The sequence below is a fragment of the Virgibacillus profundi genome (assembly GCF_002287375.1).
GTDB lineage: Bacteria > Bacillota > Bacilli > Bacillales > Amphibacillaceae > Virgibacillus_K > Virgibacillus_K profundi.
In genome coordinates, this window is sequence record NZ_NPOA01000001.1 from 336,482 (window position 1) to 352,276 (window position 15,795).

Below are 15,795 nucleotides of genomic sequence, written 5' to 3' on the forward strand. Positions count from 1 at the left end.
AATTTTCTGTAAAATTAATATTAATAATAATCCTATGATAGTATAAAATTAATATCAATTTAAAATTTGGAGGGAAATCTTATCATGAAAAAGGAAAACTATCAGCATTTAGTTGAAGAAATTCACAATGAAGCAATTATTATCGATGCACATTTTGATCTCCTATACGACGTAGCAGCACAACGTGAACTTGGTCGGAAGCAAGTTATCGAAACAGATCATCTTCCTAATTTTGTAAAAGGTGGGTGGAATATAATCGTGTCCTCCATTTATCTTGATGATTCGGATTTACCGGAGATGGCCCTGCGCAAGGCATTGAATCAGGTGAGTTGCCTTTATAGCGAGATTGAGGAATCTCCAGATAAGATTATGCTCTGTAAAAATACGGAGGATATTTTGCACGCCAAACAGAGCGGTAAAATTGGAATCATGCTCTCCTTTGAAGGTGTAGAGCCACTTGGAACAGATGTGACACTTTTGCGTGTATTTTATGAATTAGGTGTACGGATGATTGGACTTACCTGGAGCAGAAGAAATGCTGCTGGTGATGGATGTACATTTAACTTTTCCGATCGAGCAATGACTGGCGGAATCACGGACTTTGGCCTTTCTGTAATTGAGGAAGCTGAGCGATTGGGTATGGTTATGGATGTTACACATATTAATGATCAGGGATTTTCCGATATTATCAACCACTCCCATCAGCCGGTGGTTGCATCACATTCCAATGCACGCACCATAGCCAATACACCCCGGAATTTAACGAATGACCAGTTAAGGGCGCTTGCGGATTCCAGCGGAGTTGCCGGAATTAACGCTGTAAGTATAATCGCTGTGGAAAATAGTGAGAATGCAACAATTGAGAAGCTGGTCGATCATATTGAACATATGATTAAAGTTGTTGGAATTGATCATGTTGGGTTGGGTCTGGATTTATGTGATTTGTTTAATAAATATTCATCTCCTGAAGAGGGTGATAAGCTTCCACATAAGTCTTTTGATATTTTAGGGGATCACGGGGAGCTGAGTGAGCTAACCTATGCATTGTTGGGCAGAGGATTTAAGAAGGAGGAAGTGTTGAAGATTTATGGAGGGAATATGTTGCGGGTTTATCGGAAGACGTTTGGTTAGAAGAGCTTATAACTTAATTTGGGTGGTCTGTAACTCTATTTAGGTGAGGTAGTTCTATAATTTTTAATTTAATAAAAAGGGCTCGTAACTCAGGCGATTTTTTCTTTTATTCAACTTCTCTTCCATCATTTTCGATATCTTATATTATTGCAGTTTTCTATATTTTATCATTATTATTTTTAAACATATTAATAGTAACTATTTACCCTTCTCACCTTTTAAATGGGAACAGACCTCAAAAATGTGATAAAATTTATACTAGTTTATCAGGGGAGGAGGGATTTCATGCCTGCACCATACATTTTCGTTGCTGCAGCTATTCTTGCTGTTATTCCTATACTAGTTATTTTTAAAGTGAACATGGACAAATTAAAAGAGGACCCCAGTCAGCGCGGGAAGATCCAAACACGTTTTATGATTGGAATTGCCTTGAGTGAAGCCATTCCGATACTCCTCATAGTTTGGGGTTTCATGGAAATGTCAGCCGTTTCAAGCATGGGGGAATTATACATACCTGGAATCATCATCATCTTTCTAATGGCATTCGCAGTTTTCTTTATTTTCCTGCAAAAAAATGTCGGGGTCGAACCCAAAGCAAAAGAAACAATCAATTCATTTGCCATGGTAAGCATCCCCATTGTATTGGCTTTTCCAGTAATTGCGCTTGTCAGCCTGTTTATGATGCTTCCTTAGGTTGTTTTTGGGGGATCTGGAGCGGTCTTGCGGCTAGGAGTAGTTGTAGTTGAGAGATATACGTCTAAAGTTGAGAGACTCCCTGGCAAAGTTGAGAGACATACGGCTAGAGTTGAGAGAGCACCGGCAATTGTTGAGAGACATACGGCTAAAGTTGAGAGACAAACGCTTATTTGCCATTTATCTCTCAACTTTTTAGATTTCTTCTCAACTTTTCGCTAGTTTCTCTCAACTAACAGCACCTGTCTCTCAACTTTTAACTCTTTCCTCTCAACTCCCCACATTAAACCTCCCCATGCCCACGCACTCCCAAGCAAAAACTACTCCCCCACTTTTCCAATTCCCTTCATAATGAAATCTACAGTCCGCCTTATCTCCCGATCATCATCCCATTCCAAATCAGGTTGCAGGAGGAAGCGGGTAATCAAAAAGCCTAATACGGTTGGTGCGAGCAATCGTATAATTGACAGGTTGGGCTGGTCTTTGATCTCCCCTTTTTCCTTATAATAATCCAGCACATTATTAATTGCCGGGTATATTTTTTCAGCAAATACTTTTTTGTAGGATGCCTGAATTTCAGGGTGGAAAGCCAATTCCTGCAGCAGGATTTTCACAAGCGGTACGTTAGCTTTGGCAAATTCAAATCTATTTTTAATAAATGCATACAAGAAATCCTCGAAATTCTTGTGAGGCTTTCTGAACACCTGATCTACAAACTTTTCAGCAAAAAATGGGGCGGAAAATTTCGTAATAACTGGTGTAATGATCGATGCCAGCAAATCTTTCTTTGTCCGGTAATGCCGGAAAATTGTTCCTTCAGCGACCCCTGCCCGCTTGGCAATTTCACTGGTTGATGTATTGTAATACCCTTTTTCCGAAATAATTTCAATTGCAGCCTCGAGTATTTTCACTTGTTTTGGTGTCATGTTTTCTGATTCGCCAAGTGTATCGATCATTTGCTTATAGATGGATTGATCTTGTTCCGACATTTTTAATCCTCCCTGATTGGTTACACATCTGTTTCCCTCATTCTGTTCAAAATCCAGGACCCTGAAAAAAATAATTTTAATTATAATCTATAAATCAAAAGCCAGACCAAACATAGACCTACGCTTTCGGAAAAGTATTTTTTATAGTTATCATGGACAGTTTGGGACTGAAGCTGTTCTGATTTGTCCTTGAGAAGTGCTCTCACGGACAGTTCGGGCTTGATGTTGCCTCTCCTTTGTCTTTGAGAAGTGCTCTCATGGACAGTTCAGGACTGAAGTTGCTCTGTTTTGGACCTCTGTCAAGAAAATGGACACATACATTAATATGTTTCATTTCATCTAATCCACGATTTCTGTCGCTTTGAATAACCTGATGATCCAATAGCCCAATCTTTATAATTCTGTTTTTAAGACAAATTGATCACCTTATGCGCTGCGATTCTCCTCTAATCGCAGCCTCCTTCTTTCAAATTGATTAGGCGAAACATAGCCTATTGTGGAATGCCTTCTCTTTTCGTTATAAAAATGCATATAGCTGGTAATGCCTTTCTTGGCCTGTTCCTTGGTCTCGAAGCGATGTCGGTAAACAAACTCCTTCTTGATGCTTGCGTGAAAGGATTCCATGCAAGCATTATCATACGGATTTCCGGTACGACTCATGCTTATGTCAGCTGTTATCTCGTCTAGTCTTTCAATGTATTCATTGGCACAGTACTGTGACCCTCTGTCCGAATGATGAATAAGCCCTTCGTTTGGCTGTCTTGTCACAAGAGCCATTTTCAAGGCGTTTAGCGTCAATTCCGTTCTCATATGATCTGCCATCGACCAGCCTATAACTTTTCTCGAATACAAGTCTATAATAGACGCCAAGTAAAGCCAGCCCTCCATCGTCCAGACATACGTAATATCCGTTACCCATACGGTATTTGGTTCATCCACTTCAAAGTTCTGATCAAGTAAATTAGGATAAATATTATAATTATGATTCGAATCGGTTGTCACTACATACCTTTCCTTAGGGACAGCACGTAGCCCCAGTTCATTCATCAATCGCGCGACGGTCTTCTCAGAAACAATATAGCCTTCTGCCTACTAAATCTTTATGAATACGAGGACTCCCATATGTACCGAAGCTCTCATGGAAAAACTGATTAACCTTTTATTTTAATTTTTCTCTTTTTATTTCCCTTTCTGTTGGCTCCCTGTCCTGGTTCTTTAACCAGTTATAGTAACCACTTTTAGATACCTCAAGCACGTTACACATCCTCACGATAGTAAATTCATTCTCGTGAGCTTGGATAAATTGAAACTTTATTTCGGGTCTTGCGTGAAGATGTGCATCGCCTTTTTTAATATCTCGTTCTCCTCTTTCAGCTTGGCAATCTCTTTCTCCTTCTGTTTCAACGTCTTTTCATGTTCGGAAGGAGTGATATACTTCTCCTTTGAATCGCCTTCTCCAAGTCGGTTTCTATAATCTTTTACCCAACGGCGCAAGGTTCCATAAGGAATATCCAGCTCATAAGCAACCTCCCTCATTACTCTGTTCTCCTCCACAATCAACTTGGATACATAGTCTTTATACTCCTGATCGTAATGCTTCCCCATCATGAACACGTCCTTTGTAATGTTATCTACATTATAAATGATTATCGCTCATTTATCCGTGTCCATTATCTAGACTATCTCAAGCTATGACCTTGAGAAGCGCTCTCGCGGACAGCACGAACCTGAAACAGCTCTCCTTTGTCCTTGAGAACCTCAAATCCAAGTTCATCATAATTTCCGATGCCGCTTTAAAGCTACTATATTCAGGAAGATAAATACAACGGAAAAGCCAATCAGTATGCCTATATCGCCCCATACATCTGTAAGCTGCTGGCCGCGGATCATTATTTCCCTCAAGGCATCTGCCCCGTAATATAGTGGCATTATTTTTCCAATGGCATCAATCCAGGCGATGGATTCCGTATGAAAAATCCCTGCAAAGAAAACCTGTGGGATGATGGCAATTGGGATGAACTGGATCATTTGAAATTCATTTTTGGCATATGCTGATAAAAGTGTTCCAAGACTTAATGCAGTGATTGCCAGCAGGATGGAAATAATAATCACTGCAAAAAATGAACCAGCCATGTAAATATCTAGGACGTAAATGGAAAATGCCGCCATAATAATTGATTGGATAATGATAAAAATTCCAAATCCGCTCAAATAGCCTGTGACAATTTCCCAGCGTCTCAGTGGTGTTGCCAATAACCGCTCCAAAGTTCCTTGTGTCCGTTCCCTTAGGAAGGAAACGCCGCCAATAATAAACGTAAAAAAGAATACGAAGAAACCAATAAGAACTGGACCAATATTATCAAATAGTTTTACATCTGTTGAGCCATGCAGAAAGTCAATTTCAACGTTTAAATTACTGGGGTTTAGCTGTTTGGATGCTTCATTTAACACCCGCTGAACGGCAGAGGTTGCTGTTGGGTCGCTTCCTTCCATTGTGATGTTCATCAGTTCATTTTCCAATCGAAAGTGGGCATCGACTTCTTGTTTCTTTAAAGCTTCCTCCGCTTCCGTCAATGTCATCTCGGAAAAAGAAGCATCCTGTTCCTCCAGCACTTCCTGAAACTGTTCGGGAACATCTGTTAACGCAATCGCTGGCTCATAATCCTCCATACCCAAAACCAGCCACAGTAATGTCATGACAAATATTGGGGCGACAAACATAAGCGCAATACTTCGCTTATCTCCGAGCAGCTGCTGAATAATCCGTTTTATAATCACATTTACTCTCATTTACCCTACCTCCACTTGCTGACTTTTTCCAAAATATAAAAATGCATCTTCAAGTGTTTCCGTTTTACTTTTTTCTTTCAGTTCATCCGGGCTTCCTTTTGCTATCATGTAGCCATCACGCAGCAGGGCAAGCTCATCACATTTTTCCGCTTCATCCATGACATGTGTTGTGATAATGATGGTCGTACCAGTCTCTTGAATTGCTTTAAGATCCTTCCAAATTGATGCACGAAGAACCGGATCAATTCCAACAGTGGGCTCGTCAAGAATAAGTAGTGATGGACGGTGCAGGAGCGCAACCGCCAGTGACATCCGCCGTTTCATTCCGCCCGAATAGTGTTCCAGCGTTTTATGAAGATGATCGGTTAAATTCACAATTTTTGCCGCTTCATCGACACGCTCTGCTCGTTCCTTTTTGAAAATTCCATAGATACTGGCAAAAAATTCAAGGTTCTGCTTCCCTGTTAGCTCACTGTACAATGCATCATTTTGTGCCATATAGCCAATCTCCTGCAATTGCTTTAATGACGGCATCTTTTGGTTAGCAATCGAAACAGTGCCTTTCGTTGGGTTCAGCAGCCCGATCATTATTTTTACCAATGTTGTTTTTCCTGAACCTGATGGCCCTAGCAAACCAAATAACTGTCCCTTCGGAATTGTTAAATCAACCTTTTTCAATACTTGCTCTTTGTCAAATTGCTGTTGAATACCTTCTAATTTCACAAAATCATTCATGGAAATGCCTCCTTGTATTTGTGAATTCTCATTTAGTGAGTGATTACTCACTTTTATATTAAAGTATACTTTCAGAATTGTAAAGTTAAAATTTATTCCCAGCATGAAGCCTGTTTCCATTGCATAAATATTAATGGAGATTATACAACAGGGAGGTCTTTAAGAGATGCAATTTTATTATGGGAGTCAAATGCCGCTTCGGGTTCTGGATGAGGCCGAGTTTTGGAAGGAGCAGGAAGCTGAGCATACTGTGGTCATGCGGGAGCTTATGAAAGATTTGGAGAAGGAATATGTTGACGCTCTAAAGCACTGGGAAGAAGTTTTAAATACGACCCATCAGCATGTAAAAAGATATGTGGAGTCGGTTGTGCGCAGTAATAATCAGCTTTCCCCACAGCTTTATCAGCAGGTGCTTGAGCTAGTAACCTTTTGTTTGCAGGAAAGTGTTGCATTCACAAAATTTTGTCGCCAGGTGAAAACAGAAAGTAAAGCTGCAGCTAACAATGCAACAGCAAGGGTTGTGATTGATCATATTATAGATGAGTCGGAGTATTTTATCGGGATTGCACAAACGATTTTATACGAACAGCATAATTGAATAATTTTCATTTACAGTGCTTCTTCATCACGGAGAAGCACTTTTCGTTTCAATAGTGCCCCTTGAGGTTATATAATATGTTTATAACTTAAGAAAAGTAGGTGTATGCAGGTGAAGGATCATACATTGATTGCCAAGGTTAGTATGCTGGCAGGGAAAATCATGCTCAAGAGTGGTGCAGAAACATATCGGGTGGAAGATACAATGAACCGGATAGCTGTTGCTTATGGATTAAAAAATGTTCAGAGTTATGCAACGCCCACAGGAATTAATTTTTCTAGTGATATTGCTACAGATACTCATTTTAATCGAATTTCCAATCGATCCAATGATTTACATAAAATAGCTGAAGTCAACAGCGTCTCGCGTCAGATAACAGCCGGTGAGCTTGAGTTAAAAGATGCGCTCAAGAAGCTGAGGGATATTGAAAACGCCAAACTAAACTTCCCAGGCTGGATGCAAATTATAGCTGCAGCATTGGTCAGTGGAAGTTTTGCCATGATGTTTGGGGGAACCTGGCCTGATTTCATTCCTTCATTTATCGCCGGTGGGCTGGGCTATGCTGCGATGCTTGGATTTGAACGTTTGGTGGAAATCCGTTTCATGGCAGAGTTTTTTGGTAGTTTTATTATCGGGGTTACAGCATTTATTTTTATTTACAATGGGGTTGGCAACGAGCTTGACCGAATTATTATCGGTGCTGTCATGCCACTGGTTCCAGGGTTACATATTACAAATGCAGTCCGTGATCTGATGTCAGGGCATCTAGTTGCAGGGATATCCAAAGGAGTTGAAGCCACACTGACAGCCTTTGCGATCGGTGCCGGGGTTGCAGTTATTTTTGCGTTTGTTTAGAGAGGGGAGAGAAATGACATGATGATCATCATACAGCTTATCACAAGTTTTATAGCTTCAGCGGGATTCGGAATCCTTTTTAATGCACCAAGGCAAGCGCTAATTCAATGTGGACTCGTTGGGATGTCCGGCTGGATGTTATATTATTGGGTTGTTTTCACTGGGATGGACGTCGTTCCGGCAACAATTTTTGCTGCCATGCTCGTAGCTGTGTTGAGCCAAATTTGTGCAAAATTTTATAAAAAGCCAATTATAATTTTTAATGTCTCGGGAATTATCCCCCTCGTCCCTGGTGGAATGGCCTTTAATGCCATGCGCCACTTTGTAGAAAATGACTATCTTACCGCAGTGGAATTATCTGCCAAAGTCATGCTGCTGGCAGGTGGCATTGCAATTGGACTCATGTTTTCGGAGGTGGTGAATCAGGTGGTTAGGAAGTTTCCGGCTAAGAGGTAGTTTTGGGGGTAGCGTTCGCTTGGTTTAGGATGGCTGTTGGCTCGAATCCGGCCTGGCTTTTGGCATACGGTTTGGTTGGGCAGCTGCTCGATCTTTGTCTCTACGCCCGATCTGAGTAATAATTAGCTCAAACTGTCGTATAGAACGTCTCTATACGACCAAACGAACCAAAGTCATCTGCAAACCGTCCAATAGAAGTAATTCCTCGCTCGACCACACTCACTAAAAGTTTGATTCTCCAAGCTACACCTCTTTCAAATCCCCCCATTTGGATAAACTCAAACTTTATGTGCAAACTTTTAATAGTGTTCAACCTGCAATAGTTGCTTTAACATTCGTTTCCTTATAAAATGAAATTTCACACAAAAGATATATAACACCCTGAAATCTATGGTGAAATTTATAGGAATTTCATATGAAATGAGGCGGTATTTTTGACTATTCAACAAAAACCGAAAGTAATAATTGTAATCTTCGGGGCAACAGGGGATCTGGCTAAGCGAAAGTTATTTCCCTCGATTTATCGCCTTTATAAAAGTGGTAAGATCAGCGAGGACTTTGCTGTAGTCGGGCTTGCGCGCAGACCGTGGACGAATGATGTTTTCCGGGATAATGTGGAAAATTCTATTCATGATGCACTGTCTACCGATGAGAATATTGGCACATTCTCTTCTCACTTTTATTATCATCCATTCGATGTGACAGAGACCTCGTCCTACCAGGATTTAAAGGTTTTATTAGAAGAGCTTGATGGAAAATATCAAACAGATGGAAATCGAGTATTTTATTTGGCAATGGCTCCAGAGTATTTTGGTTCAATCGCCCAAAACCTCGAAAGCTACGGATTAAAAGAAAGTGCCGGTTGGTCGCGGCTTGTGATTGAGAAACCGTTTGGCCATGATTTAGCATCTGCAAAAGAATTAAATAATGAAATTCGGGCAGCTTTTGATGAAGAACAAATTTATCGGATTGATCATTATCTTGGAAAAGAAATGGTGCAAAATATTGAAGTAATCCGTTTTGCTAATGCGATATTCGAACATCTTTGGAATAACCAATATATTTCAAATGTCCAAATCACCTCAAGCGAATCACTTGGGGTTGAGGAGCGGGCCCGTTATTACGATCATTCCGGAGCAACCCGTGATATGGTGCAAAACCATATGCTGCAAATGGTTGCGCTGCTTGCGATGGAGCCTCCTATAAAATTAACAACAGATGAAATTCGCTCAGAAAAGGTAAAGGTACTCAGGGCTCTGAGGACAATTGAAAACGAAAAGGTAGATAAGTACTTTGTTCGGGGTCAATATGACAGTGGCTCGATCAACGAAAAACCTGTTGAACGATATCGTGATGAAGCTGAAGAATTAATCGATTCAAATACGGAAACATATGTTGCCGGTAAAGTACTTATCGACAATTACCGCTGGAGTGGTGTCCCATTTTATATCCGAACAGGAAAAAGAATGGCTGAAAAGTCCACAAAAATTGTTGTCGAGTTCAAGGATATCCCAATGAATTTATATTTTAAAACGAATCGGGAAAAACATCCAAATTTACTTATAATCCATATCCAGCCAAATGAAGGGGTGACCCTTGTACTAAATGCGAAGAAGTCAGGTGGATCTCTCGCTGAGCCGATCCAGCTTGCTTATAATAATTATGGTTATGACGGAATCAACACACCTGAAGCATATGAAAAACTTTTGTATGATTGTATACTTGGTGACGCAACAAACTTTACCCACTGGGATGAGGTGGCCTATTCCTGGGCTTATATCGACTCCATTCTAAAAACATGGGAAACGACACAAGCTGATTTCCCTAATTACAAATCAGGTTCGATGGGCCCCGAAGCAGCGGACAAGCTCCTGGAAAAGGATGGATTCCATTGGTGGCCGATTACAGAGATTGAAAAATAAGAAGAGTTTACATTGAAATTATATGATGCTACAGCAGATATTTTGGGCATCTTGCAGAAGTTCCAGAAAGAGATTATTTCATGGTCGCAGCACCAATAAAACTTTAGGGAACCGATGCAGCACCAGCAAGGGTTATGCTGTTTGAAGGAATTACGATTGATTAAAAGATATAAGTGGAAAAAAGGCCTGTGCTAGATTAGAGCGCAGGCCTTTTTATGTGTTGGGTAGCGTTATTTGCGTGGTATTGTTGATATATCTGTTTTTCGGACGATATATTTGTGCCCGGGTTGATATATTCTTTCTCCGGCAGATATATTCCCGCTCTGGACGATATATTTCTTCTCCGGCAGATATGTTCCCGCTCTGGACGATATATTTCTTCTCCGGCAGATATATTCTCGCTCCGGACGATATATTTCTTCTCCGGCAGATATATTCTCGCTCTGGACGATATATTTCTTCTCCGGCAGATATGTTCCCGCTCTGGACGATATATTTCTTCTCCGGCAGATATATTCTCGCTCCGGACGATATATTTCTTCTCCGGCAGATATATTCTCGCTTCGGATAGTTTTAGCAACATTAACATTAACAACAGTTCGATTTTCTATCTATAGCTCTTCCTGTCCCCCATTGCTGCCGTTATTAGTAGCACAACTGCTGTCAACATATGCATGATCATTCCAACGACAGGAATCCATCCTATACATGATGTGATAATTCCTAATATACTTCCACCACTAGCTCCTCGATCATTTTTAGTAAGGATTAATGTTATAATGTGCAGGATTAACATGACAAATAGTGGTGCCCATCCTTGGCTGAAAATATATAGGCCACCCAATAAAGGAATACCAAGCAGTCCTTCAAAAATTCCTGTTATTAATTTCATGATGCGTGAGATCGACATATGATTTCCTCCGTATTTGTAAATTCATTTAATAATAATATTATTCCCTAATACAAATATCATAACACCTCTGATATTTACCAGGATTCCTCTTTTAGTTGAAATATGAGGCTGTTAAGAGATTATCTCTGCTATGCGATGAGAAGATAGGACAGCAAAGTTGAGAAGACGATTGAGAGATAAGATAGCAAAGGTGAGAGATGGTCGCCCATAGTTGAGAGATGGCCGATTATAGTTGAGAGATAAGACAGCATAGTTGAGAGACGATCGCTTATAGTTGAGAGAAAAAATGAATTTAGTTGATTATCTCTCAACTTCCGTCCGGTGTCTCTCAACTTCGGGTCTGCGTCTCTCAACTTCACCCCAACCTCTCTCACCCCCAACACAACATCTCTCAACCCACCTCAAGCATCTAATCAAACTCCCCCACGCAAGCAAAAACATCAGCCCATACACCCGATCACCCACACGGAACAAAAACCCTCCGCACCAAAGCGGAGGGACTCCAATAATTTACTCTTTCTTCTTCTTCCTCCCAATAATCTTCCCAGTCAAATCTGCAAACAATGAATAGACGACAGGGATCAATAATAGTGTGAATATAGTTGAGACACCCAGTCCGAATATGATTGTCACTGCCAGTGGTTGCTGCATTTCTGCGCCTTCTCCCAGTGCGAGTCCGAGTGGGATCATGGCCAGGATGGTTGTTAATGTTGTCATGAGAATTGGGCGTAATCTGCTTTGGCCTGCTTCGATAATTGCTTCATATAAATCCATACCTTTTCGCCGTAAAATATTAATGTAATCGACGAGTACGATTGAATTATTTACGACGATTCCGGCGAGCATGATGATCCCAATAAAGCCTGGAATACTTAGTGGCAGCCCTGTTACAAACAGTCCGCCCATCACGCCAACAACTGTTGCTGGTAGTGAGAACATGATGATAAATGGAAACAGGAAGTTCTCAAATTGGATTGCCATGACAGCATATACAAGGAAAATCGAGAAAATCAATGCCAGCGCTAAATCCGCAAATGATTCAGCCATGTCCTGCGCCTGTCCGCCAATTTCATAGCTGTAGCCCTCTGGCAGTTGCATCCCATCCAGTGTATTTTCAACATCTGTTACAACACTTGCCAGATCCCTGTCTACTACCTGACTTGTTACATTCATTTGTGGCTGCTGATTTTGTCTCTGCAATGCCACAGGTCCGCTCATTTCCTTTAATTCCGCAACTTCTTCCAATGGAATTGCTGCACCCTGAGATGATTGAATCTTCATATCCTGCAAGTCACTTATTGTGCTGCGCTCATCCTCTGGATACAGTAGGGTCACATCCATTTCCTGGCCTTCTTCACGGAATTGTGTTGCCACCTGACCGGTAAATTGCATTTGAATTTGACCTAAAATCTGCTCCTGGGTCAATCCATACATTGCTGCCCTGTCATCATTAATGACAATGTTCATTTGTGGAACACCATCAGATGCTCCTGACTCTGGATTATAAACACCATCAACGGAAGAAATTTCTTCAACAATTTGACCTGAAAGCTCTCGCAAGACTTCATGTTCCGGTCCATTTAACTGAATTTGAATCGGATCTCCCATCCCCATGCCTGCATCCATTGAGCTGACAGTAATTTCAGCACCCGGGATGTCCTGTAAATCATTATCAATATCCTGAACAATATCAGTAGTTGTTTTATCCCGTTCTGCCGGAGGGGGTAATTGTATGGTGTATGTGGCACTATTTCCACCTCCACCCATTGCAAAACCGCCCCCGCCAACGGTCACATAATTTGTTTCCATTACCGATTCATACGGTGTTAACTTTTCATTTACCTTTTCTACAATTTCTGTCGTATGATCTAATGAACTGCCGGCATCTGTTTCCACACGGATCTCCATTTGACCCTGGTCTGCTGCTGGAATAAACTCCGCACCGATTAATGGGATTAGTGCCAAGCTTGCCACGATAGCAATAACTGTTCCGGCAATCGTTGTTTTACGATGTTTCAGCACCCATTTTAAAACACGCTTGTACTTGCTGTTGACCCAACCAAGAAATTGATCAAACCAATAGCGCCGTCCACTGTCCTCCATTGCTTTTGACAGCAATTTTGATGAAAGCATTGGCACTAAAGTTACTGCAACTACAAGTGATGCGATTAAAGAAAACGAAACAGCTAATGCTAGTGGTGTAAACATATCAGATGCTATTCCCTCAACATATACGATTGGCAAAAATACGACCAATGTTGTTGTCGTTGATGCAATAACTGCTGGTGCCAATTCGGAAGCACCCTTTGTCGCAGATTCAAATAAACTGTATCCGCGCTGCCTGTAGGAATATATATTTTCCAAAATAACGATCGAGCTGTCGACCATCATCCCCAGACCTAAAGCCAGACCACCTAATGTTAAAATATTAAGCGTTTCTCCAGTGAAATAAAGTAATGCAAATGTGGAGATAATCGCAATCGGAATTGATAGGCCGATAACGATTGTTGCACGAACGCTTTTTAAAAACAGGAGTAATACAAAGATCGATATCGCTCCACCGATTAAAATATTTTGCACAACAGAATCAATCGACATTTGGATGAATTCGGATGTATCAATGATAACTTCCAGATTCACATCTCCTGGCAGATTCTCCTTGATTTCATCCATGCCTGCGATAACATTTTGTGCAACCTCCACCGTATTGCTGTCTGTTTTTTTCAAAATTGATAAAACAAGCGACGGTTTGCCATTCACGAGTGTCAGGGAGGATGAATCTTTGAATGTATCATTTACTTCTGCAACATCTTCTATCTGAATGGTTGCACCAGCACTAGTTTGAACAAGCGTTTGTTTGATATCTTCAATCGACTCGAATTCTCCGGTCACACGTAGCTGGAGATCTTTATTTCCTTTTTCTACATTGCCAACAGATGCGGATTGATTCCCACTTCTTAGTGACTGCATGATCGTCTGTGCATTCACGCCATACTGCTGTAATTTTGCCTGATCCAGGATAAGCTGGATTTCCCGTTCTTTTCCACCTTCAACTGTAACAGAGCCTACTCCACCCTGCCGCTCAAAAAATGGAACAACCTGTTCATCAGCAATTTCGGTTAAAGCTGGGGTATCTTTACCAGTTAAACCAACCCAGATAACCGGTAGCTGGTCCGGATTAAATCGCATTATACTTGGTTCACCAGCCCGATCCGGCAAAAGTCCTTTTACCTGATCAACGCTTTCCCGTACATCGAGCAATGCCTGATCCAAATCTGTCCCATTGGCAAACATCATCAGCACTAAAGATGAGCCTGACTGTGACTGGGACTGCACGGTTTCGATGCCTTCAACTGTACTTACAGCAGATTCTATCGGTCTGCTAATTAAATTCTCTACTTCCTGAGGGGCAGCGTCCTGATAGGATGTTGCCACAACTGCAACAGGCAGATCAATTTTTGGAAAAAGATCAATCGTTAAACTGCGCATGGATACAATTCCAAGCGCTATGATGGCAAGTACAATCATAATGACGCCAACAGGACGTTTTACGGATGTATTTACAAGCTTCAAAGTTTATTCCCCTTCCTGTACGTCAACTCGGGATTCATCAGTCAGTGTCAACTGACCTGTCACCACAACCTGATCACCTGCTTTTACGTCACCTTCGATTGCAGTTTTATCTGATTGTGTTTCCTGAATCGTGACTTTTTGCTTCATTGCTTTATTGTCTTTTACAACGTATACGAAAGATTCATCATTCTCCTCAAAAACCGATGCTGTCGGAACGATGATTGCCTTTTCAATCCTTTTTTCCGGAACAGTCATTTCAATAACTGTTCCTGGTAAAATTTCCCCATCTTCATTGGGAGCTTCTGCTTCAATTTCATATAATCCCGTATCATTCGGCATTGAGCCGATTGCTGTAATTTCCGCTTCGTATTCTTTATCTCTTGCTGTCACATCAAGTGTTGCTTCTTTTTCAAAAAGCTCACGGACTTTGGCTGTTACGGAAAACTCAAGTTTTACTGAATGCATGTCAGCGATTAATGCGAATGGCTCTTCATTTGAGACCATATCTCCTGCTGCTCCAGTTAAATTAACAACCTCCCCATCTCGAGGTGCTCGAACATTTTGAGTTCCAGCAGGGGTTGAAAGGGTTGCGATCAGATCATCTTCTTCAACCTGGTCGCCATTTTCAACTTCTAATGTATCAATTTCCCCAGGAGTCTCAAGCATAATTGGCGCCGTTGCAGAAGGGGCTGTTCGTCCATAAACAGATTTTTCAATAACCAGGTCACCTTCCGTTACTTCAGCAGTTTCCACCGGTACTACTCTTTCTTCCTCATCCTTATTTGTATCCTCATCCTGATTGCATGCTGCAAGCAAAGCGATCAAAAGTATCAATATCATGCTAATTGTTTTTTTATTCATTTCTTTAACTCCTCTCGAATAAGCAATTTAAGTTTACTTTTATGTATTGTCTATCATGACGTAGTTGATATATGGTGAAGTAACTTCCTACCAGTCCTTAGAAGATGAGTGCTTATTCAGCGCTACGGAAACACATTTCGCTTTCCGTGGGCGGCTGGTGAGCCTCCTCGTGCTACTCGTCTTTAGGGGTCTCACCTATGTCTTTCCTCCCACAGGAGTCTCAATATGTTTCCTCCGCTGATATTCCGGTTACTGCTAATGAACTGCTTATTAATATTA

The 15,795-nt window shown here is 41.1% G+C and carries 14 protein-coding genes; 6 read left to right on the forward strand and 8 right to left on the reverse strand.

The window, feature by feature from the left end; translation table 11 throughout:
- Positions 1-84 precede the first annotated feature (84 nt).
- Both CIL05_RS01265 and CIL05_RS01270 read left to right on the forward strand, forming a co-directional pair.
- Positions 85-1,131, forward strand: coding sequence for a dipeptidase (locus tag CIL05_RS01265; RefSeq protein WP_095653682.1), 1,047 nt, complete (start codon positions 85-87; stop codon positions 1,129-1,131).
- Positions 1,132-1,416: 285 nt separating this feature from the next.
- The gene (locus tag CIL05_RS01270) at positions 1,417-1,824 is read left to right on the forward strand and encodes a hypothetical protein (RefSeq protein ID WP_095653683.1); all 408 of its coding nucleotides are present in this window, start codon (positions 1,417-1,419) and stop codon (positions 1,822-1,824) included.
- A gap of 320 nt (positions 1,825-2,144) precedes the next feature.
- On the opposite strand, the gene CIL05_RS01280 is transcribed toward CIL05_RS01270, so the two are convergent.
- The 5 genes from CIL05_RS01280 to CIL05_RS01300 form a co-directional block, all read right to left on the reverse strand.
- A complete protein-coding gene (locus tag CIL05_RS01280; RefSeq protein ID WP_095653685.1) occupies positions 2,145-2,813 on the reverse strand; it encodes a TetR/AcrR family transcriptional regulator in 669 nt (222 codons plus the stop codon).
- A gap of 426 nt (positions 2,814-3,239) precedes the next feature.
- Complete coding sequence (locus CIL05_RS01285; RefSeq protein WP_276245326.1) at positions 3,240-3,890, reverse strand: IS3 family transposase; 651 nt, start codon at positions 3,888-3,890, stop codon at positions 3,240-3,242.
- Positions 3,891-4,124: 234 nt separating this feature from the next.
- On the reverse strand, positions 4,125-4,421 hold the full coding sequence (locus CIL05_RS01290) for a transposase (protein WP_095653687.1): 297 nt from the start codon (positions 4,419-4,421) through the stop codon (positions 4,125-4,127).
- Between the two features lie 165 nt (positions 4,422-4,586).
- Positions 4,587-5,603 (reverse strand): ABC transporter permease, encoded by a 1,017-nt coding sequence (locus CIL05_RS01295; protein ID WP_095653688.1) that lies wholly within the window; start codon positions 5,601-5,603, stop codon positions 4,587-4,589.
- The gene (locus CIL05_RS01300) at positions 5,604-6,338 is read right to left on the reverse strand and encodes an ABC transporter ATP-binding protein (protein ID WP_095653689.1); all 735 of its coding nucleotides are present in this window, start codon (positions 6,336-6,338) and stop codon (positions 5,604-5,606) included.
- Positions 6,339-6,504: 166 nt separating this feature from the next.
- Here CIL05_RS01300 and CIL05_RS01305 point away from each other — a divergent pair, with 166 nt between their 5' ends.
- The 4 genes from CIL05_RS01305 to zwf all read left to right on the forward strand — a co-directional run bounded on the left by CIL05_RS01305 (position 6,505) and on the right by zwf (position 10,169).
- Entirely contained in the window at positions 6,505-6,936 is a 432-nt protein-coding gene (locus tag CIL05_RS01305; RefSeq protein WP_095653690.1) for a DUF2935 domain-containing protein, read from the forward strand.
- Between the two features lie 105 nt (positions 6,937-7,041).
- Positions 7,042-7,791, forward strand: a complete 750-nt coding sequence (locus tag CIL05_RS01310) for a threonine/serine exporter family protein (RefSeq protein WP_095653691.1) — start codon at positions 7,042-7,044, stop codon at positions 7,789-7,791.
- Positions 7,792-7,809: 18 nt separating this feature from the next.
- Positions 7,810-8,247, forward strand: coding sequence for a threonine/serine exporter family protein (locus CIL05_RS01315; protein ID WP_095653692.1), 438 nt, complete (start codon positions 7,810-7,812; stop codon positions 8,245-8,247).
- 434 nt (positions 8,248-8,681) lie between these two features.
- A complete protein-coding gene (gene zwf, locus CIL05_RS01320) occupies positions 8,682-10,169 on the forward strand; it encodes a glucose-6-phosphate dehydrogenase (protein ID WP_095653693.1) in 1,488 nt (495 codons plus the stop codon).
- 607 nt (positions 10,170-10,776) lie between these two features.
- Here zwf and CIL05_RS01325 read toward each other — a convergent pair.
- The 3 genes from CIL05_RS01325 to CIL05_RS01335 form a co-directional block, all read right to left on the reverse strand.
- Entirely contained in the window at positions 10,777-11,079 is a 303-nt protein-coding gene (locus CIL05_RS01325) for a hypothetical protein (RefSeq protein WP_095653694.1), read from the reverse strand.
- A gap of 513 nt (positions 11,080-11,592) precedes the next feature.
- A complete protein-coding gene (locus CIL05_RS01330; protein ID WP_095653695.1) occupies positions 11,593-14,655 on the reverse strand; it encodes an efflux RND transporter permease subunit in 3,063 nt (1,020 codons plus the stop codon).
- 3 nt (positions 14,656-14,658) lie between these two features.
- Positions 14,659-15,516, reverse strand: a complete 858-nt coding sequence (locus tag CIL05_RS01335) for an efflux RND transporter periplasmic adaptor subunit (RefSeq protein ID WP_095653696.1) — start codon at positions 15,514-15,516, stop codon at positions 14,659-14,661.
- Positions 15,517-15,795: the final 279 nt, after the last annotated feature.